At 63.5% G+C, this 22,319-nt stretch carries 22 protein-coding genes; 15 read left to right on the top strand and 7 right to left on the bottom strand.

Annotated elements, in window-relative coordinates; translation table 11 throughout:
- Positions 1–121: 121 nt before the first annotated feature.
- The 3 genes from H0241_RS00935 to H0241_RS00925 form a co-directional block, all read right to left on the bottom strand.
- Complete coding sequence (locus tag H0241_RS00935) at positions 122–706, bottom strand: class I SAM-dependent methyltransferase (RefSeq protein WP_328824607.1); 585 nt, start codon at positions 704–706, stop codon at positions 122–124.
- 203 nt (positions 707–909) lie between these two features.
- A complete protein-coding gene (locus tag H0241_RS00930) occupies positions 910–1,476 on the bottom strand; it encodes a hypothetical protein (RefSeq protein ID WP_181055560.1) in 567 nt (188 codons plus the stop codon).
- A 208-nt stretch (positions 1,477–1,684) separates the two neighbouring features.
- A complete protein-coding gene (locus H0241_RS00925; RefSeq protein ID WP_235983849.1) occupies positions 1,685–2,407 on the bottom strand; it encodes a response regulator in 723 nt (240 codons plus the stop codon).
- A gap of 167 nt (positions 2,408–2,574) precedes the next feature.
- On the opposite strand from H0241_RS00925, the gene H0241_RS00920 reads away from it, so the two are divergent.
- From H0241_RS00920 to H0241_RS00910, 3 genes are all read left to right on the top strand, one after another.
- Positions 2,575–3,981 (top strand): HAMP domain-containing sensor histidine kinase, encoded by a 1,407-nt coding sequence (locus tag H0241_RS00920; RefSeq protein WP_181055559.1) that lies wholly within the window; start codon positions 2,575–2,577, stop codon positions 3,979–3,981.
- 191 nt (positions 3,982–4,172) lie between these two features.
- Positions 4,173–4,790, top strand: coding sequence for a DedA family protein (locus H0241_RS00915; RefSeq protein ID WP_181055558.1), 618 nt, complete (start codon positions 4,173–4,175; stop codon positions 4,788–4,790).
- Between the two features lie 43 nt (positions 4,791–4,833).
- Entirely contained in the window at positions 4,834–6,372 is a 1,539-nt protein-coding gene (locus H0241_RS00910) for a class I SAM-dependent methyltransferase (protein WP_181055557.1), read from the top strand.
- A 63-nt stretch (positions 6,373–6,435) separates the two neighbouring features.
- Here H0241_RS00910 and uxuA read toward each other — a convergent pair whose 3' ends face one another.
- The gene (gene uxuA, locus H0241_RS00905) at positions 6,436–7,620 is read right to left on the bottom strand and encodes a mannonate dehydratase (protein ID WP_181055556.1); all 1,185 of its coding nucleotides are present in this window, start codon (positions 7,618–7,620) and stop codon (positions 6,436–6,438) included.
- 83 nt (positions 7,621–7,703) lie between these two features.
- On the opposite strand from uxuA, the gene H0241_RS00900 reads away from it, so the two are divergent.
- The 4 genes from H0241_RS00900 to H0241_RS00885 all read left to right on the top strand — a co-directional run bounded on the left by H0241_RS00900 (position 7,704) and on the right by H0241_RS00885 (position 11,507).
- Positions 7,704–8,489, top strand: a complete 786-nt coding sequence (locus H0241_RS00900; protein WP_181055555.1) for an SDR family NAD(P)-dependent oxidoreductase — start codon at positions 7,704–7,706, stop codon at positions 8,487–8,489.
- Positions 8,490–8,638: 149 nt separating this feature from the next.
- Complete coding sequence (locus tag H0241_RS00895; protein WP_181055554.1) at positions 8,639–9,190, top strand: MaoC family dehydratase; 552 nt, start codon at positions 8,639–8,641, stop codon at positions 9,188–9,190.
- Positions 9,187–10,347, top strand: a complete 1,161-nt coding sequence (locus tag H0241_RS00890; RefSeq protein WP_181055553.1) for a CaiB/BaiF CoA transferase family protein — start codon at positions 9,187–9,189, stop codon at positions 10,345–10,347. Before H0241_RS00895 ends, H0241_RS00890 begins: the two co-directional genes overlap by 4 nt.
- Positions 10,344–11,507: an extracellular solute-binding protein gene (locus H0241_RS00885; RefSeq protein WP_328824586.1), complete on the top strand. Its 1,164-nt coding sequence runs from the start codon at positions 10,344–10,346 to the stop codon at positions 11,505–11,507. The genes H0241_RS00890 and H0241_RS00885 overlap by 4 nt, the downstream gene beginning before the upstream one ends.
- 51 nt (positions 11,508–11,558) lie before the next feature.
- On the opposite strand, the gene H0241_RS00880 is transcribed toward H0241_RS00885, so the two are convergent.
- Both H0241_RS00880 and H0241_RS00875 read right to left on the bottom strand, forming a co-directional pair.
- A complete protein-coding gene (locus H0241_RS00880; RefSeq protein ID WP_181055552.1) occupies positions 11,559–12,395 on the bottom strand; it encodes an amidohydrolase family protein in 837 nt (278 codons plus the stop codon).
- A 67-nt stretch (positions 12,396–12,462) separates the two neighbouring features.
- Entirely contained in the window at positions 12,463–13,251 is a 789-nt protein-coding gene (locus H0241_RS00875; protein WP_181055551.1) for an IclR family transcriptional regulator, read from the bottom strand.
- A gap of 163 nt (positions 13,252–13,414) precedes the next feature.
- On the opposite strand from H0241_RS00875, the gene H0241_RS00870 reads away from it, so the two are divergent.
- The 8 genes from H0241_RS00870 to H0241_RS00835 all read left to right on the top strand — a co-directional run bounded on the left by H0241_RS00870 (position 13,415) and on the right by H0241_RS00835 (position 20,712).
- Entirely contained in the window at positions 13,415–14,734 is a 1,320-nt protein-coding gene (locus H0241_RS00870) for an ABC transporter substrate-binding protein (protein WP_181055550.1), read from the top strand.
- A 135-nt stretch (positions 14,735–14,869) separates the two neighbouring features.
- Complete coding sequence (locus tag H0241_RS00865; protein WP_181055549.1) at positions 14,870–15,766, top strand: carbohydrate ABC transporter permease; 897 nt, start codon at positions 14,870–14,872, stop codon at positions 15,764–15,766.
- A gap of 2 nt (positions 15,767–15,768) precedes the next feature.
- The gene (locus H0241_RS00860; protein WP_181055548.1) at positions 15,769–16,635 is read left to right on the top strand and encodes a carbohydrate ABC transporter permease; all 867 of its coding nucleotides are present in this window, start codon (positions 15,769–15,771) and stop codon (positions 16,633–16,635) included.
- Position 16,636: 1 nt separating this feature from the next.
- Positions 16,637–17,734, top strand: a complete 1,098-nt coding sequence (locus tag H0241_RS00855) for an ABC transporter ATP-binding protein (RefSeq protein ID WP_181055547.1) — start codon at positions 16,637–16,639, stop codon at positions 17,732–17,734.
- A gap of 3 nt (positions 17,735–17,737) precedes the next feature.
- Positions 17,738–18,850 (top strand): mandelate racemase/muconate lactonizing enzyme family protein, encoded by a 1,113-nt coding sequence (locus H0241_RS00850; RefSeq protein WP_181055546.1) that lies wholly within the window; start codon positions 17,738–17,740, stop codon positions 18,848–18,850.
- Positions 18,851–18,861: 11 nt separating this feature from the next.
- Positions 18,862–19,191 carry an L-rhamnose mutarotase gene (locus tag H0241_RS00845; protein ID WP_181055545.1) on the top strand — a complete coding sequence of 110 codons (330 nt, stop codon included), beginning with the start codon at positions 18,862–18,864 and terminating at the stop codon, positions 19,189–19,191.
- Positions 19,184–20,260, top strand: a complete 1,077-nt coding sequence (locus H0241_RS00840) for a Gfo/Idh/MocA family protein (RefSeq protein ID WP_181055544.1) — start codon at positions 19,184–19,186, stop codon at positions 20,258–20,260. Before H0241_RS00845 ends, H0241_RS00840 begins: the two co-directional genes overlap by 8 nt.
- The gene (locus H0241_RS00835; protein WP_181056132.1) at positions 20,257–20,712 is read left to right on the top strand and encodes a MaoC/PaaZ C-terminal domain-containing protein; all 456 of its coding nucleotides are present in this window, start codon (positions 20,257–20,259) and stop codon (positions 20,710–20,712) included. The genes H0241_RS00840 and H0241_RS00835 overlap by 4 nt, the downstream gene beginning before the upstream one ends.
- Positions 20,713–20,743: 31 nt before the next feature.
- Here the strand turns inward: H0241_RS00835 and H0241_RS00830 are convergent, their stop codons facing one another.
- Entirely contained in the window at positions 20,744–22,273 is a 1,530-nt protein-coding gene (locus H0241_RS00830) for an MDR family MFS transporter (RefSeq protein ID WP_181055543.1), read from the bottom strand.
- Between the last annotated feature and the right edge of the window lie 46 nt (positions 22,274–22,319).

The following is a 22,319-nucleotide window of genomic DNA, read 5'->3' as shown; positions in this document are numbered from 1 at the left end:
TGTCTGAGGAATCCGGGTTGGTGGGGCTGCCGTTTCCTAGGCAGCGAATATTTCCGGCATGTTTCCAGGCCGGCCGCCTCCAGCGAGGCGCCAAGCCGCAAGGCCCACGATCATCCGGTAATTATTGGCTCTCTCTGGAGATGCGATAAACAGCGGCTGGAGGGATGTTGCGCAGCGTCCTGCCGATGCGGGTCGCCCGCAGCCCGAGCTGATCCAGTATCGCGGCCGGGACCGGGCAGCGCGGCCCGTAAGTGAACTGGTAGAACGCACCGCCCTCTTTCATGTGCGAGAAGGCGCCGGCGAGAATGGCGATGACCTTTGCCGTCGGCATCGACAGCAGCGGCAGACCGCTGACGACCGCGCCGACCTTGCCGTTGCGCCAGGTGTCGACGGCGCTGAGATCGGCGGCATCCACGCACAGGATATGCGCCTTGGGAAACCGCAGGCCGAGCATACATGCGAAATTCGAGCCGACCTCGACGAGCGTAAGATTCTTCTCCGAGACGCCGCGGGCCAGCAAGGCTCGGGTGAACGAGCCGGTGCCCGGTCCGAGTTCGATGACAACGCCGGTGGAGGCGTCGATTTCGGACGTCATCAGGCTGGCGAGCGCCGTGCCGGACGGGGCCATCGCGGCGACACGCAGCGGATTTGCCATCCAGGCGCGCAGGAAAAACAATGTGTCGGCGGCGGCTTTTTTCATGGAGATCCCGTCATGATCGGCGCGGCCACGGAAGCAGCGCCACTGGTAGCTTTGTTGATCGGAAAGGACAGCCGGCCAGCCCTGTCGAAAGGTCCCCTCGACAAGACTGGCCGGCGCGGCGGATCCGGCCCCTTGGCGGGCCCGGCTCGGGGTTGAGCTCCGGGCGATCGGGGCCGCCGCTTGCTCGTTGAACCATCGCGAGGAGAGTGTCATTCTCGACGGTTCATCGAGGCAACAAGGTCCAGTTGCTGCTGGGACAGCACGGTGCGCAGCGTCGCGATTGCCGATTTCAGCTTCGCAGCCGCCGCGGCCTTTTCGATCTCGGCGTCGGCCAGCTTCTGTTCGCGGTCGAACGGATCCTTCGGCCCATGGGTTTCGCCAGCCCCCTGCCCGTCATCGGATCTGCGCGGCGACGCCAGCACGCTTTGCAGGCTGGCCGTGTAGTCGCGCCAGGCATCGAGCTGCCCTGCCCTGATGCCGATGCGCGTCTCGACAGCGGAAAGCCGCGCAGCCAGCTCGAAAGCATCTGGTTTGCCGGCCTGTTCGGCATGAGGTTTTTGCTTCGCCTCGTCCCGGTCCTTCGCTCCGTCGTCGTACTCCTTGGCGCGGTCCCAGTCGGAGCCGGCCCCGTCGGAACCGGCCTTGTCGAAACGCGGGATTTTGCCGATGTCGGCTTCATCACCAGCGGCAACGACTGCCGCCGACCTGTCGCCGGCCAAGGTCGGGCAGGCGATCGAAGCCGTGGTCAGAGCGATGGCAACAACAAGGGATCGCATGATGGTTTGTTCCTTCGCGTTTGCGATGAGCAGACGCTAGGAACACCACGTTTCCGCAATGTTTCCGCATATTGCCGGATGATTTCATGCCGCCGAGCGATGGCCGGCTTTTGGTCACGGAATACGCGACCGGCAAAAGCAGCCGCGAGCGCCGTGAGGCACTTGGCTTGCCTGGCCCGTCAAAGTCGATGGTGAAGCGTCTCACCTTCTATTGCGTCGTGGTCACTTTCGGCACGAACATATAGCCTTCATTGCGTACCGTTCGGATCAGGCTGTCCTCTCCCGCCTTCAGCTTGCGTCGAAGCCTGCTGACCTGGACATCGATTGCCCGGTCGAAAGCTTCGCTGTCCGACCCGCGTGCGGCTATGAGCAGGTCGTTGCGGGAGAGGACGCGCCGCGAGCGTTCCATGAACACCCGCAACACCTGAAACTCGCCGTCGGAAAGGTCGATCAGCACCCCCTTGGCGTTGAACAGCTCATGCGTGTCGAGATCGACACGGTAGCCCGCAAAGAACAGCGTGCGCGGTTGCTCGTCCTGCCTGTTCTGCCGGCGCAGAACCGTGCGCACATGCGCCAGGATTTCCTGCGCGCTGCACGGTTTCGGCAAATAGCGATCGGCGCCGTGCTCCAGCCCGATGATGCGGTCGGTTTCCTCGCCCAGCGCGCTGAGCAGGATGACCGGCGGGCCGCCGCTTTCCTCCAGGCGCCGGCACGCCGACAGACCGTCCTCGCCCGGCATCATGACGTCCAGGATCACCACATCGACAGTCTGCCTGGCCAACACGCGCCGCATTTCGGCAGCGTTGGCGGCGGTGGTGACCTGATAGCCCCGCGCCCCCAGATTGGTGGCCAGCAGCGAACGTATCCCGACATCGTCGTCAACGACGAGCAAGGTGGCCAGTGGCCCTTCGTCCTGGGTCGCGGTCATCATGGCATCTCAATTGCATTCAAATGTGTTTGGAATGTTTCCGGGTTTTCGGTCGTGAAACGCTGCCGCCGCCAAGGGCGGCAATCGCCTGAAACGCCGTGGAAACAAAACTCGTCGAAGGGACGAGGTGGTGGCAGGATTGAGCCGTTGGAGCGGCACCGGGGTAGAGAATGAACGACGCACAAGGGCGACCGCCGATAAAGGCCGAAAGCGTCCCGCCACCGGCGGTACGGCGCGGCCTGCCGCTGTTCCTGCGCATCTTTGCCGTCACGCTGGGTGCCGTTCTGTGCGCCCAGGCGCTCAACCTCGTCAGCGTTTTTCTGGTGCGTCTGCCCGAACCGCGAATCCACCAGCTGAGCGAGATTGCCGACGCACTGGCTTCGGGACGAAGCCAGTCGCCGCAATTGAAGGTGTCGGTTGGCGAGCCTCCCGCCGAAGCCGATCAGGATGTGCGCGACCTCGAAGTGCGCGCCGGGCTTGCAGCGCGTCTCGGCGTCGATGAGCAACAGGTTCGGATGGTCATATCCCGGCCGCCGCAATTCTATTACCAGAAGCAGCTTGAGGGCCTCAAACCCGGGCGAACGGCCAAACCCTTCGAGGCGAAAGCCGGGGATGAGAGCCGCCGCTCGGATCTGGTCATCGGCGGCTTCACGGCAGCACTTCGCCTGCCCGACGGCCGATGGCAGGTGGCCGCTACGACCGGCGGCACGATCGAGCCGTGGCAACGGCAATCCCTGCTGATGCTGGCCGGCACGTTGCTGATCGCAGCACCGCTGGCCTGGATCATTTCGCGGCGGATTGCAGCACCCGTCAATCTGTTTTCGGCCGCTGCCGAACGGCTCGGCCGCGATCCGACCGTGCCGCCGCTTGTGCCGATCAAGGGACCGCCGGAGATTGCTGCGGCGGTGGTCGCTTTCAACACCATGCAGGCCAGGCTCAAACGCTATGTCGACGACCGCACGACGATGGTGGCGGCAATTGCGCATGATTTGCGCACGCCGCTGATGCGGCTGACCCTGCTGCTCGAGGACGCGCCTTCCGGCATGAAACAGGCGGCGGAGGCCGAGATCAAGGAGATGACCGACCGCATCCGCAGCACGCTGGGCTTCGTGCGCGATGGCACGCAGCCTGTGCGCCGCCAGCGCCTCGACCTGCGCACGCTGGTCGAAAGCGTGGTCGACGAGATGGCCGATCGCGGCGCCCGTGTCGTCATGCAGCCCGGCGCCGACGCCACGGTCGATGCCGACGTGGCTGGTTCACGGGCACTCTTCGTCAACCTGGTCGAAAACGCGGTTCGCTATGCCGACGGCGCCGAAGTGACACTGCGACGCGACAACGACCAGGTTCTCATCGAGGTTGCCGACCGCGGACCGGGCCTTCCCATAGCCGAACTCGAGCGCGTCTTCGAACCGTTTTACCGGCTGGAATCTTCGCGCAACCGGTCAACCGGCGGCAGCGGCCTCGGCCTTGCCAGCGCAAGAACCGTGGCGCGCGCGCATGGCGGCGATATCACCCTTCACAATAGGCCGGAAGGCGGGCTCACGGCGATGGTCGTGCTGCCGCTCTGCCGGGAGTAGCGGGGCACTTTTTGAGGCGCGGTATGCGCCACGCCGAGATCGGAAATTCTCCGGAAACAATCCGCGGCTTTCTTGACTGCCATGCCTTTCAAGAAAGACCTGAGATGAAAATGATCCCGCCAGTTTCGCGCCACACCTTGCCGGGCATTAGCCGCTTTGCGCCTGACGGCGACAACGGGCGCCGCTGCTGAATGAAGGCGTATCTCAACCAGACCCTGGAGCGGCTGCTCGACGCTGTGGATCTTCCGAGTGTGTTGCTGGCGTCGTTTGTCGAAAAGTTCATGCCGCTGCTGCCGTCTTACGTGCTGTTTCCCGCCATTGGCATGGGCGCAGCCGACGGCATCGACCTTCTGCTGCGCTGTCTCATTGCGACGATCGGCTCCGTCGCGGGCGCCGCCGGCTGGTATCTTGTCGGCGCTCTGGGCGGTCCGCACCGCATCCGCGGCATGGTCGTCCGCTACGGTCCCTCGGTGCTGTTGAAGGTCGCTTTGTATGACCGCATCGCGGCGTCCTATCGGGGCCGGCCCTTCGGCATCACGGTTGCGGGTCAGCTGGTGCCGACGGTCCGCATCTTCCAGGCCTTGCCGGCCGGTGTGCTCAGGCTGCCGTTGCTGCCCTTCCTCGCCGCGACCGCGATCGGCGCCCAATGCTGGATCGTGCCGCTGGCCGCGGCCGGCTATTTCCTGCGCCGGCAGGGCTGGTCGGCGCCGCAGGTCGGCACGGGATTGTTCACCGCGCTGCTGACGATCGAAGTCGCAGCCTTGCTCATCGTCCTTGCTGCGGCCAGGTGGCGAAGCAATGCGTCCTGAACCCGGGCTCCGGGCGCCTGTGCGATCACACGGAGCACGCCCGATGAATTGGTCATACGGGTATTATACCGAGCTCAATTACACGCATGGCTACTACCGGCAGATGGCTCCGGCGCTGCTGCGCATGGCTTGCCTGTGCGGCGGCATCGAAGCGCAGCTGCGGGACCAGCCCGTCTATCTGGAACTGGGGTTCGGTCAGGGGCTTTCCGTCAACATCCACGCGGCGGCCAACGGCGGACAGTTCTGGGGAACCGACTTCAACCCGGGACAAGCGGCGTATGCGCGAGAGCTGGCAGAGGCCTCCGGCGTAGATCTGCATCTGTTCGATGACTCATTCGAGGAGTTTGCTGCCCGCACCGATCTGCCGGATTTCGACATTATCGCCCTGCATGGCATCTGGAGCTGGGTTTCCGAGGCCAACCGCAAGACGATCCTCGATCTCATCAGGCGAAAGCTGCGCGTCAGCGGCCTTGTCTATGTCAGCTACAACTGCCTGCCCGGATGGGCTCCCGCCATTCCTGTGCGCCAGCTGATGACGCTTTACGGCGACTATGGCGGCGGCCAGATGGCGGGCCCCGAAGGCACGATCGAAGGCGCCATCAAATTCTCGGCCGACGTGCTCAAGAACGGATCGGTCTATTTTCGCGAAAATCCGTCCGCGGCCCACCAGCTCGAGCGCCTGTCGAAACAGAGCGCGAATTACATCGGCCACGAATATCTCGGCGCGGACTGGCATCTGGTCCACGTCTCCGACATGGCCCGCAGCCTCGAGGAAGCCAAACTCAGTTTCGTCGGACCCGCGCGCCTGCTGGACAGGATTGACGGCATGCATCTGACCGAGGACGGGCGCAAATTTCTGGGCGGGATCGGACATCCTCTGCTGCGCGAAACGGTGCGGGACTATCTGGTCAACCAGCGCTTTCGCTGCGACGTATTCGTCAAAGGCGCGATCCCGCTTGCCGGCGCCAAGCAGCGCGAGGCATGGCGCGCGCAGCCCTTCGTGCTGACGGTCTGTCATGAAGACATCCCGAAGACGATAGCCGGCGCACTGGGCGAAGTCGAGCTGCCGGAAAAGATCTATGATCCGGTGATCGATGTTCTGTCCGAGCATTGCTACAGGCCCAAACGCATTGACGAGCTGATGGCCAGTCCAAAGCTCGCCGGAATGAAAGTGAACATCGTCATCGAGGTGCTGATGGTGCTCACCGGCGCCGGCTTCGTCAGCCCGGCGCAAACGCCGAGCGAGAAAACGATCGAAAGCTGCCACGCACTCAATCGGCACATTTGCGGGCAGGCGCTGACAAGCACCGACCTCTCCTACCTCGCCTCTCCAATCACCGGCGGTGGCATTTTCATCCCGCACATCTGCCAGCTCTTCATTCTGGCCATGGATCGGGGCAGGACGAGCGCCGCCGAGCTGGCGACTTTCGTCTGGGACTTCCTCGACGGCGTCGGCGAGCGGCTGCTGAGAGAAGGGACGCGCGTTGAGTCGAGGGAAGAAAACATCAAGGAGTTCAGCCGGCTCGCAAACAGGTTCCTGACCCGGACCCGCCCCATGCTGCAGGCCCTCAAGGTCGTCTAGCTGCGGTGAGGATGCTCCGGCGCCTGTTCTGCCAGGCGCCGGCCGGGCCGCTTCCAGATGGCTTCAAGCCAGCCCGAATGTCTCCACGGCGCGCATGATGCCGCGCAGTTCGGCGAGGCCTTTCAGGCGGCCGATCAGCGAGTAGCCGGGATTGATCCTTGTCTTGCCGATATCGTCGGCGAGCAGATGGCCATGGTCCGGCCGCATCGGGATTTGCCAGTCGGCGCGGCCTTCTCTGTGGCGGCGTGCCTCCTCCTGCATCAGCGCCAGAATGACATGCGCCATGTCGGTGCCGCCCTCGAGATGCTCGGCCTCGTAGAACGAGCCGTCCTTCTCGATGGTGATGTTGCGCAGATGGGCGAAATGGATGCGGTCGGCGAATTCCTTGACCATGGCGACGATGTCGTTGTCGGCACGCGTGCCGTAGGAGCCGGTGCAGAACGTCAGCCCATTGGCCTGGCTGTCGACGGCACTCAAGATGAAACGCGCATCCTCAGCGGTCGAAACGACGCGCGGCAGGCCGTAGAGCGAGAAGGGCGGATCGTCGGGGTGAATGCACATGCGCACCCCCTCCTCTTCCGCCACTGGAATGATCTCGCGCAGGAACCAGGCAAGGTTGTCGCGCAGCTCCTTCGGCCCGATCCCCTCATAGTCCGCCAAGGCCTCGCGAAAACTCTCGCGATCATATTTGCGCTCGGTCGCCGGCAGGCCGGCGATGAGGTTGCGCTCGATCTGGTCGATCTTCTCGGGCGGCAACTCCTTGAGCCGCTTCTCCGCCTCGGCAATGCGCGCCGGCGTGTAGCTGTCAGCGCCGTCTTTGCGCTTCAGCACGAACAGATCGTAGGCGGCGAAATCGATCGCATCGAAACGCAGGGCATAACCCGTCGTCGGCAGCCGGTAGGCAAGGTCGGTGCGGGTCCAGTCGACCACCGGCATGAAATTGTAGCAGACTGTGGCGATGCCGGCCCTAGCCAGCGCGCGGATTGAGTCGCGATAGTAGCCGGCATAGCGCTCGCGTTCCGGCGCGCCGATCTTGAACGAATTGTGAACCGGGATGCTCTCGACGACCGACCAGGTCAGTCCGGCTTCCTCGATGATGCGCTTGCGCTCCAGCACTTCGGCTTCAGGCCACGCCCTGCCGTCATAGATGTGGTGAAGTGCCGAGACCACGCCGGTGGCGCCAGCCTGCTTGACATGATCGAGCGTCACCGGATCGTCGGGTCCATACCAGCGCCAGCATTGTTCCATTTTCGGCTTTCCTTCTGCGAGAGGTTGGCAACTTATTGTTGGACCGCGACGGGAGTCGATAGAAAAGGAAGGAGTTTTTAGAAATGACGGATTTCGACGGCAAGGTGGCCCTGGTGACGGGTACGACCGGCATTGGTCTGGCGAGCGCCAAGCGCCTTGCGGCCGGCGGCGCTGCAATCATCGCCTGCGGCATCGACCGCGCCGCCAATGCGGCGATGAAAGCGCAACTGGAAAGCGCCGGCGCCAAAGCGTTGGTCATTGACACCGACGTCTCCGTCTCCGACCAGGTGCGCGACGCGGTGGCGGCCGGCGTGGCGAAATTCGGTGGCCTCGACGTCATCGTCAATTCGGCCGCCGTCCACCCCTATGGAACCGCGACGACGACCGACTGGGAAACCTGGAACCGGACGATGACGGTCAATGTCGGCTCGATCTATCTGACGGCGCATTTCGGCATTCCGGAAATAATCAAGCGCGGCGGCGGCGCCATCGTCAACGTCGCTTCGGTGCAGGGCTTTGCCTGCCAGCAGAACGTCGCCGCCTACGCCACGACCAAGGGCGCCATCCACACGCTGACCCGCTCGCTGGCGCTCGACTATGCCTCAGCCGGCATCCGAGTGAACTCGGTGAGCCCGGGCTCGATCCGCACGCCGATCCTGGAAAAGGCCGCGCGCGGCGACAGTGGCAGCGATGCCGATGTCGAAGAGGCCTACAGACGCTTCGGCGCGGCGCATCCGCTTGGCCGCATCGGCGAACCGGAAGAGGTGGCGGAACTCATTGCCTTCCTGTGCTCGTCGAAGGCCGGCTTCTGCACCGGCGCCGACTACCGGATCGATGGCGGCCTGACCGCCGGCATCGGCGTGAAGTAAGGCTGCCAAGCCGCCTGTTCACGCTTGCAACACGACCCCATATGTGAAAATACTATTCACAAAAGAAGATTGGCGGGAGGATCGATCATGCAATCAGCGGGTCCGCGGCGCGCCCGGACGGATGCTTTGTCCGTTCATGGGATCGCGCCATGACTGGGTTTGCACCGACCGTTTGCGTAGCATCGACGCACCCTGCCAACATGCCCAGGGATCACGCCGATCTTCCGGTCTGGAACGCCGAGAACTGGTTCTATGAGGACTGGCCGGTCGGCCAGAAAATCCGCTCGTTGCGCCGCACCATGGCCGAGGGCGACAGCCATCTCTTCAACACGCTGGTGCTCGACATCCACCCTTATGTGCAGGACCAGATGTTTGCCGAGACGGAAGGCATTTTCGGCAAGCGGCTGATCGCCGGCGCCTTCGTCTTTTCGGCCGGTCTCGGCCTCGTCGCCACCAACTGCGTCAACGCCTTTTCCTACGGCTACGACAAGCTCCGTTTCATAAAACCTGTCTTCATTGGTGACACGATCTATTCGATCCGCTCCAACCTCGACAAGAAACCGCGCTACAAGGAGATGGGGCTGATCCGTGCCAGCTACGAAGTGTTCAAGGGTGAAGGCGAGCTCGTTTTGTATTGCGAGCACCTGCAGACGGTGAAGTACCGCAACCCCGCCGATTTCGTCGGCAAGACGGAGAAATGACGATGGCAGCCGAATTGCCGCTTGCCGGTCTGACCGTCGTCGACATGAGCCAATTCCTGTCCGGGCCCTACTGCTCGCTGCGGCTGCTCGATCTCGGCGCCCGCGTCATCAAGGTCGAACGTCCGGATGGCGGCGACCTGTCGCGGCGGCTCTATCTCAGCGACACCGAGATTGGCGGCGATTCCACCATCTTCCATGCCATCAACCGCGCTAAGGAAAGTTTCGCTACCGACCTCAAGAACGAGGCCGATCTGAAGGTGTTGCGCGGGCTGCTGGCCAAGGCCGATGTGCTGATCCAGAATTTCCGGCCAGGCGTCATCGAGCGGCTCGGCCTCGACTATGAGTCCGTGCGCAAGATCAATCCTCGGCTCGTCTACGCCTCGATCAGCGGCTATGGCGAAGAAGGTCCCTGGGTCAAACGGCCGGGCCAGGATCTGCTGGCGCAGTCGCGCTCGGGCGTGATGTGGCTGAACGGCGACGAGGACCAGGGGCCGGTGCCGTTCGGCCTCGCCATCGGCGACATGCTGGCGGGCGCCGCCTGCGCGCAAGGCATTCTCGCCGCCCTGGTGCGGCGTGGCGTCACCGGCCAGGGCAGCCATATCGAAACCAGCCTGCTGGAAGCTCTGGTCGACTTCCAGTTCGAAGTGCTGACCACCCATCTAAACGATGGCCGCCGCTTGCCGCGCCGCTCCAGCTTCCGCAGCGCGCACGCCTATCTCTCAGCGCCTTATGGTGTGTATCCGGCCAAGGACGGCTATCTCGCCATCGCCATGACGCCGATCCCGAAACTGGCCGATCTTCTGTCGCTCGATGCGCTCGCCCCCTACCGCGATAAGCCGGCCTCCTGGTTCACCGCACGCGACGACATCAAGGCGATCATCGCGCAGAGAATCTCCACGAAGACCATCGACGAATGGCTGGCCATTCTCGAGCCCGCTGACATCTGGTGCGCCAAGGTGCTGACCTGGCCCGAGATGCTGGCCAGCGAAGGCTTTCAGTCGCTCGACATGCTGCAGACGGTGACGCGCGAGGACGACGTCTCGATCCTCACCACCAGTTCGCCGCTCAGGGTCGACGGCGTCAGGGCCAAGGTCGATCGAGCAGCACCGCGCATCGGCGAGCACAGTGCCGCAATCCGCGCGGAGTTCGACCTGTGAGCCAGGCGACGCTCCGCGGCATGACCTGGAGCCATCCGCGCGGCTACGATCCGATGGTCGCCTGTTCGGCGCTGTGGGAGCAGAAGACCGGCGTCGCCATCGAGTGGGACAAGCGCTCGCTGCAGGATTTCGAATCCTTCCCGGTCGAGGAACTGGCGCGCGCCTATGATTTGATCGTCATCGATCATCCGCATGTCGGCCAGATCACCGCGGAGCGCTGCCTAGCCCCGCTCGATATCGCCGGTCGCGAGACGGAGCGTGCAGCGCTTGCTTCGGGCAGCGTCGGCCAATCCTATCCGAGCTACAACTGGCAAAGCCGGCAATGGGCCTTCCCCATCGATGCGGCGACGCAAGTGCAGGCCTGGCGGCCCGATGCGCTCGATACGCCGCCGACGCGCTGGAGCGAGGTGCTCGACCTCGCCCGGCAAGGCCGCGTGCTGCTGCCGCTGCGGCCGCCCCATTCCCTGATGACTTTCTACACGCTGGCCGGCAATCTCGGTCACGCCTGTGGGACTGATCCATCCCACGATCTCATCGACATCGAGACCGGCGGCAAAGTCTTCGAGGCGATGCGCGAGATCGCGGCGCTGGTCGATCCCACCTGCTTCGAGATGGATCCGATCGCCGTTTCCGAACGCATGGCTGAGGCCAACTCCCGCATCGTCTGCGCGCCGCTGATTTACGGCTATGTCTCCTATGCGATATCAGGCTTTCGCGCGCATCGCCTAGCCTTCGCCGACATTCCGGTCGTTGGCTCAAACGGTCCAATCGGCTCGGCGCTTGGCGGAACCGGCATAGCCGTATCGGCCTTCTCCAAGGCCAAGGACGCCGCCATCGACTTCGCCTACTGGGTTGCCAGCGGCGACGTCCAGCGCGGTCCCTATGCCGCTGCCGGCGGCCAGCCCGGCCACGCTGCTGCCTGGGAAGACCAGAGCGTCAACGCCGCGACCGGGAATTTCTACAGCGACACGCGCGCGACGCTGGAAGGCGCATGGGTGCGGCCACGCCATGACGGCTACATGGCGTTCCAGCAGAAAGCATCCGACCGCATTGTCGCCGGCCTGACGTCAGGGCATCGGCCCGGCCAGGTCGTTGCCGATCTGAATCATCTGTTCCGGGAGGGTAGTCCGGCGCCCGGCGCTACCGATGGAGGAGCCTGAACCCAGAGGCAGAGATGCGCTCGCCAACGGGCGAGCGCCGTCCGACTACCGCTACAGTTTCCACATCCGCTTGGCATTGCCTGAAAGCAGCTTCGTCCGCTCGTCGGCACTGGCACCCCCGATCAGCGCATGCGTCGCCGCCACCCAGGTCGCAAGCCCGCCGCCAAGCGTGCACACCGGCCAGTCGCTGCCCCAGACCACGCGGTCCCAGCCGAAAAACCCGATCGTGTGTTCGACATAGGGACGCAAGCTTTCGACCGTCCATGAGCCGGAATCCGCATAGGCGACCACGCCCGAAATTTTGCCGATGACATTCGGGCGTCGCGCAATCTCGGCCATGTGTTCGCGCCATGGGTGCTCCGCATTGCCCTTGATATCGGGCACGCCGCAATGGTCGAGCACGAACTGCACATCGGGCGCGAGATCCACGAGCGCAATCGCGCGCGGGATCTGATGCGGCAGGACGACGAGGTCGAAGGTCAGGCCGGTGCCGGCAAGTCGTTTGATGTTCTCGCGAAACAGCGCGCTTTCCGAAAGCTCGTCGGGCATGACGTGCAGCACGCGGCGAAACCCTTTGACGAAGGGATCGGCCTGCTGGCGCTCGAGATAGGCGGCAAAGCCGGCCTCTTCCGGACGGCATGAGGCGATCGCGCCGCGCAGCAGACTGCCCTGCTCCAGCGACTGTGCCTTCACGTGGCTGGTCTCCGCCTGAATGTCGGCCTGGTCGACATCGACCTCCATGTGCAAGGCCGCCTCGATGCCGGCGCGGCGCGCCTGCGTCGCATATTCCGTATGCGAAAAATCGCGGTTGAGTGCCGGCGCGCCGCCGAGCCAGGGATAGTGCAACGCCGACAGATCGATCAGGTGCAGATGGGTGTCGATGATCATGGTGGCGCCGTCCTCCTCGTCTATTTCAAATCATCTCACGGAGAAATCATTCATTCAAATAAGAATTTCACTTCGATGGCTTGAAGGTTGACCCCGCCAGCTGCGACAGCTTTTCGGCCGCCGCCTGCAACAGCGCGATGGTCTTGGTGATGTCGGGCGCCTGGGGCGAATTGACCAGCGTGATGTAGGGCACCGAAAGGGCTGCGATCGCCTTGCCGTCCGATCCCAGCACCGGTGCCGACAGGTTGAACACGCCGGCGGTCTGCAGCGACGCCATCATTTCGTAGCCGCGCTCGCGGATCTGGTCGAGGCGGGCAAAGAATTCCGGCGACTGCGCCGGCTTGTCGGTGCTGCGGATATGCTCCGAAATCATCATCTGTCGCTCCTCGTCCGAGCGGAAGGCGAGCAACACATGGCCCGAGCCGGTGTCGAACAGGCTGATATGCGAACCGACGCGAATCGAGATGCCCCAATAGTCCGGTGCCTCCTGTTGCGCGATCACCACGGCTGAACCGCGGTCGAAGACCACCAATTGGTTGGCCTGCTGCGAAGTTTCGGCCAGTTCCCGCATCAGCGGCGTGGCAAAGGAGCCGAGCCTGCGCACCGGCGCATGCAACTGCGCCAGGCCGAACAGTTTCAGCGTCAGCGAGTAGCGATCGCCGTCGGGGCGCGTGACATAGCCGCGCCGCACCAGGCGGTCGAGCATGCGGTAGAATTCGTTCGGGCTGCGGTCGAGTTTTTTGGCGATTTCCGCCTGCGTCAGGCCGCCATCGACGCCTGCCAGCAGCTCGAGAATGTCGAGCCCCTTGTCCAGCGCGGGGGCGCGATAGCGGTCGTCGTCATCATCCTCGGCCATGCTCACTCTCCAGTGAATTTCAGACTTCATATACGCATACCGATCGTCATCTGAAAGCACTTTCCGGCTTGACGCTACCATAAATGTTTTGTTTGTATATGAATGAAGGCTGTCAATCGAATCCCACAACGGGTTCGACGCAGGCTCTTTGGGAGGAAACCAAATGAACAGACTGTTTTCCGGCCTGTCGGCCGGCGTGACATTGCTTGCTCTGTCTGCCAGCGTCGCCTTTGCCGGCGACCTGCCCGGCAAATTCGACGGCGTCACCATCGACGCCAAGCTGATCGGCGGCCAGCAATATGAAGGCCTCTACGCCCGCATCGGCGAATGGGAAAAGGCGACCGGTGCCAAGGTCAACGTCATCTCGAAGAAGAACCATTTCGAGCTCGACAAGGAAATCAAATCGGATATCGCCTCGGGCAGCATCAACTGGTGCGTCGGCTCCAACCACACCTCGTTCGCGCCGCAATATCCGGGCATTTACACCGATCTTGCCAAGCTGTTGCCGAAGGAGGAGATCGACGCCTTCGTTCCTGCCAACATCGCCGCCGGCACGCTGGACGGCAAGCTGGTTATGCTGCCGCGCGCGCAGTTCGACGTCTCGGCGCTCTACTACCAGAAGAGCCTCTATCAGGACGAAGCCAAGAAGAAGGCCTACAAGGACAAATACGGCGAGGAGCTCGCGCCGCCGGACACGTTCGACGAGATGGCGCAGCAGGCCGAATTCTTCGCCAGCCCGCCGGATTTCTACGGCACCCAGTTTGCCGGCAAGGAAGAGGCAATCAACGGCCGCTTCTACGAGATGGTCATCGCCGATGGCGGCGAATATCTCGACAAGGACGGCAAGCCGGCCTTCAATTCGGAAGCCGGCGTGCATGCGCTCGACTGGTTCGTCAATCTCTACAAGGCCAAGGCCGTGCCGGCCGGCACCACCAACTATCTCTGGGACGATCTCGGCCAGGGCTTTGCCTCTGGCACCGTCGCCATCAATCTCGACTGGCCGGGTTGGGCCGGCTTCTTCAACGACCCGAAATCGTCCAAGGTCGCAGGCAATGTCGGCGTCAAGGTTCAGCCTAAGGGCTTGTCCGGCAAGCGCTCGGGCTGGTCCGGCGCGCACGGCTTCTCGGTGACCGAGAACTGCGCCAACAAGGAAGCAGCGGCGTCACTGGTCTGGTTCCTGACCAACGAGGACAGCCAGAAGCTGGAGGCAGCCGCCGGCCCGCTGCCCACCCGCACCAAGGTGTGGGAATGGGACATCGAGCAGGCGAAGTCCGATCCTTACAAGACCGAAGTTCTGCAGGCCTTCCAGGAGGCAGCCAAGAACGCCTTCCCGGTGCCGCAGACGCCGGAGTGGATCGAGATCTCCAACGCCGTCTATCCTGAGCTGCAGGCCGCCATCCTCGGCGACAAGACCTCTAAGCAAGCGCTGGACGACGCAGCCGCCAAGGCCACCCAGATCCTCGAGGACGCCGGCAAGCTTTGATATCCTCCCTGGGGCGCGGCATTTGCGAAAGCACCGCGCCCCAAACATTTTCCAACCAGCAAGATGCACTCTCTCTGATGTCCCCTCGCCGCTAACGGCTTGCGGCATCACGGCGCCAACCAGAACCGGATCGACATGAAAGGCTGGAAACTCTCACCACCGTTCCTGCTTCTGCTGCCGGCCGTCATCGTGCTGGCGGCGGTGGTGGTGGTGCCGTTGCTGTTGTCGCTCTATTCCAGTTTCACGCCGTTCCGGCTGACTCGGCCGGAGACCTTCTGGGTCTTCATCGGCGCCCGCAACTACATCAACATTTTCACCAGCCGCGATTTCTGGGTCGCCTTCGCCCGCACCGTGGTGCTGCTCACGGTAGCGCTCAATTTGGAAATGCTGATCGGCCTCGGCCTTGCGCTGCTGGTCGAGAAGGCATCGCGCGGACAGCGCCTGCTGCGCACCATCATGATGTTCCCGATGATGTTTTCGCCGATCCTGGTCGGCTTCCAGTTCAAGTTCATGTTCAACGACAATATCGGCCTGGTGAACAACGCGCTGCAGGCGCTTGGCCTGACCGACCGCGCCATCCCCTGGCTGATCGACGGCAACCTCGCCTTCATCGCCATCCTGACCGCCGAGATCTGGTCGTCGACCTCGGTGTTCGCGATCCTGATCCTTGCCGGCCTGCTCGCCATGCCGCGCGAACCGGTCGAGGCGGCGCGCGTCGACGGCTGCACGCCTTGGCAGACATTTCGCTATGTCACCTGGCCCTTCATCATGCCGTTTGCCTTCATCGCCATGACCATCCGCTCGCTCGACGTGGCGCGCGCCTATGACATCGTCAAGATCATGACCGATGGCGGCCCGGCCGGCCGCACGGAACTGGTCTGGACACTCGTTGCCCGCACTGCCTACAGCGACGCCAAGATGGGGCTGGCCAACGCCATGGCCTATTTCTCGATCTTGCTGTCGATCGGCTTCACTGTCTATTTCTATCGCAAGCTCGCCGCGGCGCGCACGCAGATCGCGGCGGAGTGGTGAGGATGGACCAGAACAGCATCCATCGCGTCCGCCGCCAGGCGCTCGGCATCGCGCACGGCGTCGGCCTGTTCCTGGCCATGCTGGTCATCTGCCTGCCCGGCATCTGGATCGTGCTGTCGTCGCTGCGGCCAACCGTCGAGATCATGGCCAAGCCGCCGGTGTGGATCCCGCAGGAGCTGTCGCTCGACGCCTACGTCGCCATGTTCAGCGGCATCGGCAAGGGCGGCATTCCGGTGCTCGACTATTTCCGCAACTCGCTGATCATTTCGGTCACCTCCACCGTCATCGCCATCGTCATCGGCATGGCCGGCGGCTACGCCTTCGCGCGTTACCGCTTCCGCGCCAAATCGGCGATGTTCCTCGGCCTGATGCTGACCCGCACGGTGCCCGGCATCGCGCTGTCGCTGCCGCTGTTCTTCGTCTATGCGCGGCTCGGCATCATCGACACGCATTTCGGCCTGATCCTGGTCTATGTCGCGCTCAACGTGCCGTTCACCGTCTGGTTGATCGACGGCTTCTTCCGCCAGGTGCCGAAGGATCTTGCCGAGGCAGCGCAGATCGATGGCTGCACGCGCTGGCAGGCGTTCTGGCAGGTCGAGTTTCCGCTGGCCGGACCCGGCATTGCCTCCGCCGGCATCTTCGCCTTCCTGACTTCGTGGAACGAGTTCGCGCTGGCCTCGCAGCTGACGCGCTCGATCAACTCCAAGACGCTGCCGGTCGGCCTGCTCGACTACACCTCCGAATTCACCATCGACTGGCGCGGCATGTGCGCGCTGGCCGTGGTGATGATCATCCCGGCCCTCACGCTTACCTTCATCGTCCAGAAACACCTTGTCGGCGGCCTGACCTCCGGCGCGGTGAAAGGCTGACATGGCAACCGTATCCCTGAAGACACTCAGCAAGAACTATGGCCCTGTCGCGGTCGTGCACGGCATCGACCTCGAAGTCGCCGATCGCGAATTCATTGCGCTGGTCGGCCCGTCCGGCTGCGGCAAGTCGACCACCTTGCGCATGATCGCCGGCCTCGAGGACATCAGCGGCGGCACGATCGAGATCGGCGGCCGCAAGGTCAACGATTTGCCGCCCCGCTCGCGCAACATCTCGATGGTGTTCCAGTCCTACGCGCTCTACCCGCACATGACGGTGCGCGAAAATCTCGGCTTCTCCCTGAAGATCGCGGGAGCGGCGAAAGAGGAAATGGACCGCCGCGTCGCGGAGGCGTCGGGCATTCTCGGCCTCGACACGCTGCTCGACCGGCGGCCGTCGCAGCTGTCGGGCGGTCAGCGCCAGCGCGTCGCCATGGGCCGCGCCATCGTGCGCGATCCCGACGTCTTCCTGTTTGACGAGCCGCTCAGCAATCTCGACGCCAAGCTTCGCACGCAAATGCGCACCGAGATCAAGAAGCTGCACGCCAAGGTGCAGTCGACGGTGATCTACGTCACCCATGACCAGGTCGAGGCGATGACGCTGGCCGACCGCATCGTCATCATGCGCGACGGTTTCATCGAACAGGTCGGCACGCCCGACGAAGTCTTCCGCCGGCCGGCGACGCGCTTCGTCGCCGGCTTTATCGGTTCACCGCCGATGAACCTGCACGAGGCGACGGTCGACAACGGAGAGCTGCTGTTTGCCAGCGGCGAGCGCCTGCCGTTGCCCAGCCAGTTCAAGCCGAACGTCACTGCCGGTGACAAGGTCGTGTTTGGGCTGCGGCCCGACGATATCTATCCGACCGGCCATGGCCTCAACTCCGGCGCCGATACCGATGTCCATCAGGTCGAGCTGCCAGTGACAGTCACCGAACCGCTCGGCAACGAGACACTGGTATTCGCTGAGTTCAACGGCACCGACTGGGTGTCGCGCATGCTCAACCCTAAGCCGCTCAAGGCCGGCGACCGGGTGAAGATGAGCCTCGATCTGTCGCAGGCGCATCTGTTTTCCGCCGCAACCGGCAAGACATTGCGGAGCTAGACCATGGCGAAAATCGAAAAAGTCGAGCTGCGCATCGTCGACCTTGTGCCCAAGGTCAAACGCACCGACGCCATCCAGAGCTTCGTCAGCCAGGAAACGCCCATCGTCACCATCACCGATGCCGACGGCGCGGTCGGCACCGGCTACAGCTACACGATCGGCACCGGCGGCTCCTCGGTGATGCGGCTCTTATCCGACCATCTGGCGCCGCGGCTGATCGGCCGCGATGCCGACCAGATCGAGGCGATCTGGCACGACCTCGAATTCGCCACCCACGCCACCACCATCGGCGCCATCACGGCGATAGCAATCGCGGCCATCGACACGGCACTTTGGGACCTGCGGGCCAAGAAACAGAACCTGCCTCTGTGGAAGCTCGCCGGCGGCGCCAAGGACCGCTGCCCGCTCTACACCACCGAAGGCGGCTGGCTGCACATCGAGACGGAAGCGCTGGTCGACGACGCGCTCGCCGCCAAGGCCAAGGGCTTTCGCGGCTCGAAGGTCAAGATCGGCAAGCCGCACGGCTCGGAAGATCGGGCCCGGCTCTCGGCGGTGCGCGAGGCGGTCGGCGACGGCTACGAGATCATGACCGACTGCAACCAGGGCTTTTCCGTCGACGAAGCCATCCGTCGTGCCGAACGGTTGCGCGACCTCGATCTCGCCTGGATCGAGGAGCCGTTGCCGGCCGACGACATCGATGGCCACATCAGGCTGTCCAACGCGACGTCGACGCCGATCGCCATCGGCGAGTCGCTCTACTCCATCCGGCATTTTCGCGAATACATGCAAAAGGGCGGCTGCTCCATCGTGCAGGTCGATGTCGGCCGCATCGGCGGCATCACGCCCTGGCTGAAAGTGGCGCATGCGGCCGAAGCCTTCGATATGCCGGTCTGCCCGCATTTCCTGATGGAGTTGCATGTCAGCCTGACCTGCGCAGTTCAGAACGGCCGCTATGTCGAGTATATTCCCCAGCTGGACGATCTGACGGGCAAGAAGATGCGCATCGAGAACGGTGAGGCGCTGGCGCCAGACGAGCCCGGCATCGGCATCGACTGGGACTGGGATGCGGTCAAAGCTAAGAGCATCGCCGAATTCACCACGACGATTGCGAAATAGGGAGGCGGCACATGCAGCGGATGGGAATGGTGCTCGGCCTCAAGCCGGAAAAGGTCGCGGAATATGTCCGCCTGCACGCCGCCGTCTGGCCCGACGTGCTGACCATGATCTCCGCCTGCAACATCAAGAACTATTCCATCTATTTGAAGCGGCCAGAGAATCTGCTGTTTTCGTATTTCGAGTATCACGGCACCGACTATGCCGCCGACATGGCGAAGATGGCTGCGGACCCGAAGACGCAGGAATGGTGGGCCGTCTGCATGCCGTGCCAGGAGCCGCTGGCGACGCGCAAGGACGGCGAATGGTGGGCTTCCATGGACGAAGTCTTCCACCATGACTGACGGCGCTTTCGACCCGGCCTCGCTCGTTCAGTCCTGGCCGAAACCATCAAAGCCTCGGCCGATCGTGACATTCGGCGCGGGATCGATTGTCGGCGACGCGCATTTCCCGGCCTACCGAAAGGCGGGGTTTCCGATCGCCGGTCTCTACGATCCGGACCAGGACAAGGCGCAGACGCTGGCCGAGAAATGGGGCGTGACCGCGTTTCGTTCGGTGACAGAAGCCGCTGCTGTCAAGGACGCGATCTTCGACCTGGCGACGCCGCCGGGCCGGCACGCCGAAATCCTGAACGCGCTGCCTGACGGTTCGGTCGCACTGATCCAGAAACCGATGGGCAACTATCTCGGTGAAGCCACCGAAATCCTCGAAATCTGCCGTGCGAAAAATCTAAAGGCCGCGGTCAACTTTCAGCTACGCTTCGCGCCAATGATGCTGGCACTCAAGGATGCCATCGCCAAGGGCTGGCTTGGCGAAATCGTCGATTTCGATGCCTGGCTCGCGCTGGCCACACCCTGGCAGCTCTGGGAGTTCCTGCTCAAGGCGCCGCGCGTCGAGATCGCCATGCATTCGATCCACTATCTCGACCTGATCCGGCAATTGCTCGGCGACCCCAAAGGTGTGCACGCCAAGACGCTCGGCCATCCCAACCACAAGGTGGCGCAGACCCGCACCAGCGCCATCCTCGACTATGGCGACACCGTGCGCTGCGCGCTGTCGATCAACCACGACCACAAATTCGGCCGTCACCACCAGGCCTGCGAGTTCCGCATCTGCGGCACCGAGGGCGCTGCCTATCTCAAGCTCGGCCTCAATCTCGACTACCCCACCGGCGAGCCGGATATTCTGGAGATCTATCCCAAAGGCGGAACCGATTGGGTCGCGGTGCCGCTGGCCGGCGAGTGGTTTCCCGACGCCTTTGTCGGCCGCATGGCCAACGTCCAGCGCTATGCCGGCGGCGAGGACGCCGAACTGGTAAGCTCCGTCGAGGACGCCTGGAACACCATGGCGCTGGTCGAGGCGGCCTATCGATCGAGCGCAGCGCCGGCGACGCCGATCGCGGAAAGACCCTGATGGAACAGATCCAGTATTTCGAGGACTACGAGATCGGCTCTACCCGGCTGACCAGCGGCCGCACCATCACCGAGACCGACTTCATCGTTCATGCCGGCCACACCGGCGATTTCTTTCCGCACCACATGGACGCCGAGTTCATGAAGACGACGCCGTTCGGCCAGCGCATCGCCCATGGCACGCTGGTCTTTTCGGTCGGCGTCGGACTGACGGCAAGCGTCGTCAACCCGGTCGCCTTCTCCTACGGCTATGATCGGCTGCGCTTCATCAAGCCCGTCTTCATCAGCGACACGATCAAGACCCGCACAACGATTTCGGCCAAGGAAGACGATCCGAAACGGCCGGGCTCAGGACGGGTGATCGAACGCTGCGAAGTGATCAACCAGCATGGCGACGTTGTGCTGGCCGCCGACCACATCTACATCGTCGAGCGCCGCAACAAACCGGCGTAGGCGACGCGCCCGACAGGCTCCCTGCCCCGGCTCAAACCCGCTTCGGAATCTCTTTATCCTCAAGCAGCAGTGTCAGCCCCATGGCGACGAAGTAGAGCGCCGCCACCCAGATGAACATCACGTTGAAGCCACTGGAGTAATGGTCGAGCACCACTTCGCGGATCGCGTCCGGCAGGCTTGACGCGAGGTGCGGGGTCAACCCGTTCAGGCCCTGCGGCAGCAGGGCGGCAGCATCGGCCGGGAGTTCGGCAGTCTGCCGGTTCAGCGCCCAGATCATCACCGCCCCGTTCAGCGCCAGTCCGAGCGATGCTCCGAGCGTCCGCGCTTGCGTGATCAGCGAGGTCACCGCGCCGATATCCTGCAGCGGTGCTGCCGCCTGGATCGCCACGATCAGCACCTGGAATTGCAGGCCCATGCTGATCCCGAACACAGCCATCATCGTCGCCAGCACCCAGATCGGCGTGTGCTGGCTGGTGACGACGAAGCCCAGCATCAGGAACCCGCCAATCCCCATCGCCACCACCGGCATCCATTTGTAGCGTCCGGTTGCGGCAATCACCCGCCCGGCCACGATCGAGATGACCATCGACGTCAAGGACGCCGGCAAGAACAGAAAGCCGACTTCAGCGGGGCTCAGGCCCGTCAGAGTCTGCATGTAGAGGGCGAAATAAAAGAACATGCCCAGCGTCACCGTTCCGGCAACCAGCGACACGCCCGAGACGATGCTGACCGTCGAATTGCCGAACAGCCGCAAGGGCACGATCGGCTCCTCGGCCCGCCGCTCGACCATGATGAACAAGGTGATGGCAACCAGCGCGAGCACAGGCAGCGCGAAGGTGATGAGGTCCGGTCCGGTGGGGTCGAGCACGTGATAGCCCCAATAGACGATGGCCGTCGTACCGGTGGCCAGCAACAGACCGCCGAGATAGTCGATGCGGTGCCGCTTTTCGTTGAACCGGCTGCGCATGGCGAAGGCCAGCACGGCCAGCACGATGATGCCGATCGGCAAATTGACCAGGAACACCCAGCGCCAGCCGAACAGGCTGGTGATGTAGCCGCCGGCCAGCGGACCAAGCACCGACGACAGTGCAAACACCGCCGAACTGTAGCCCTGGTATTTGGCGCGGTCGCGCGGCCCGAACAGCTCGCCGATCATGGCGAAGGCCGAGACCATCAGGCCGCCGCCGCCGATGCCCTGCAGCACGCGCGCGGCGATCAGGCTCTCCATCGACCATGCCATGCCGCAGACCAGCGACCCCACCAGAAACAGGGTGATCGCCGTCAACACCACATTCTTGCGACCATACATATCGCCGAGCTTGCCGTAGAACGGCGAGACCGCGGCGGTCGACAGCAGGTAGGCAGCACCCACCCAGCCGAACAGATGCAGATTGCCGAGTTCGCCGGCAATGGTGGGCAAGGCGGTGACGACGATCTGCATGTCGATGGTGGCCATGAACATGGCGATCAGCGCGCCGAAATAGACGATCAGCGTCGTCAGATCGGGCCTGGCTTCGGCCTCCACGGGCGCTGCATTCGGCAGCGTCTGCTCGACAGTCATCGGTGTCTCCGTAACTTGGGGCGCGATTTATGTGCCCACAGCCGAG

Source organism: Mesorhizobium neociceri (genome assembly GCF_013520985.1).
GTDB classification, from domain to species: Bacteria; Pseudomonadota; Alphaproteobacteria; order Rhizobiales; family Rhizobiaceae; genus Mesorhizobium; species Mesorhizobium neociceri.
The sequence above is the reverse complement of the archived record's forward strand: the minus strand, read 5'-3'. Positions and strand labels throughout refer to the sequence as shown.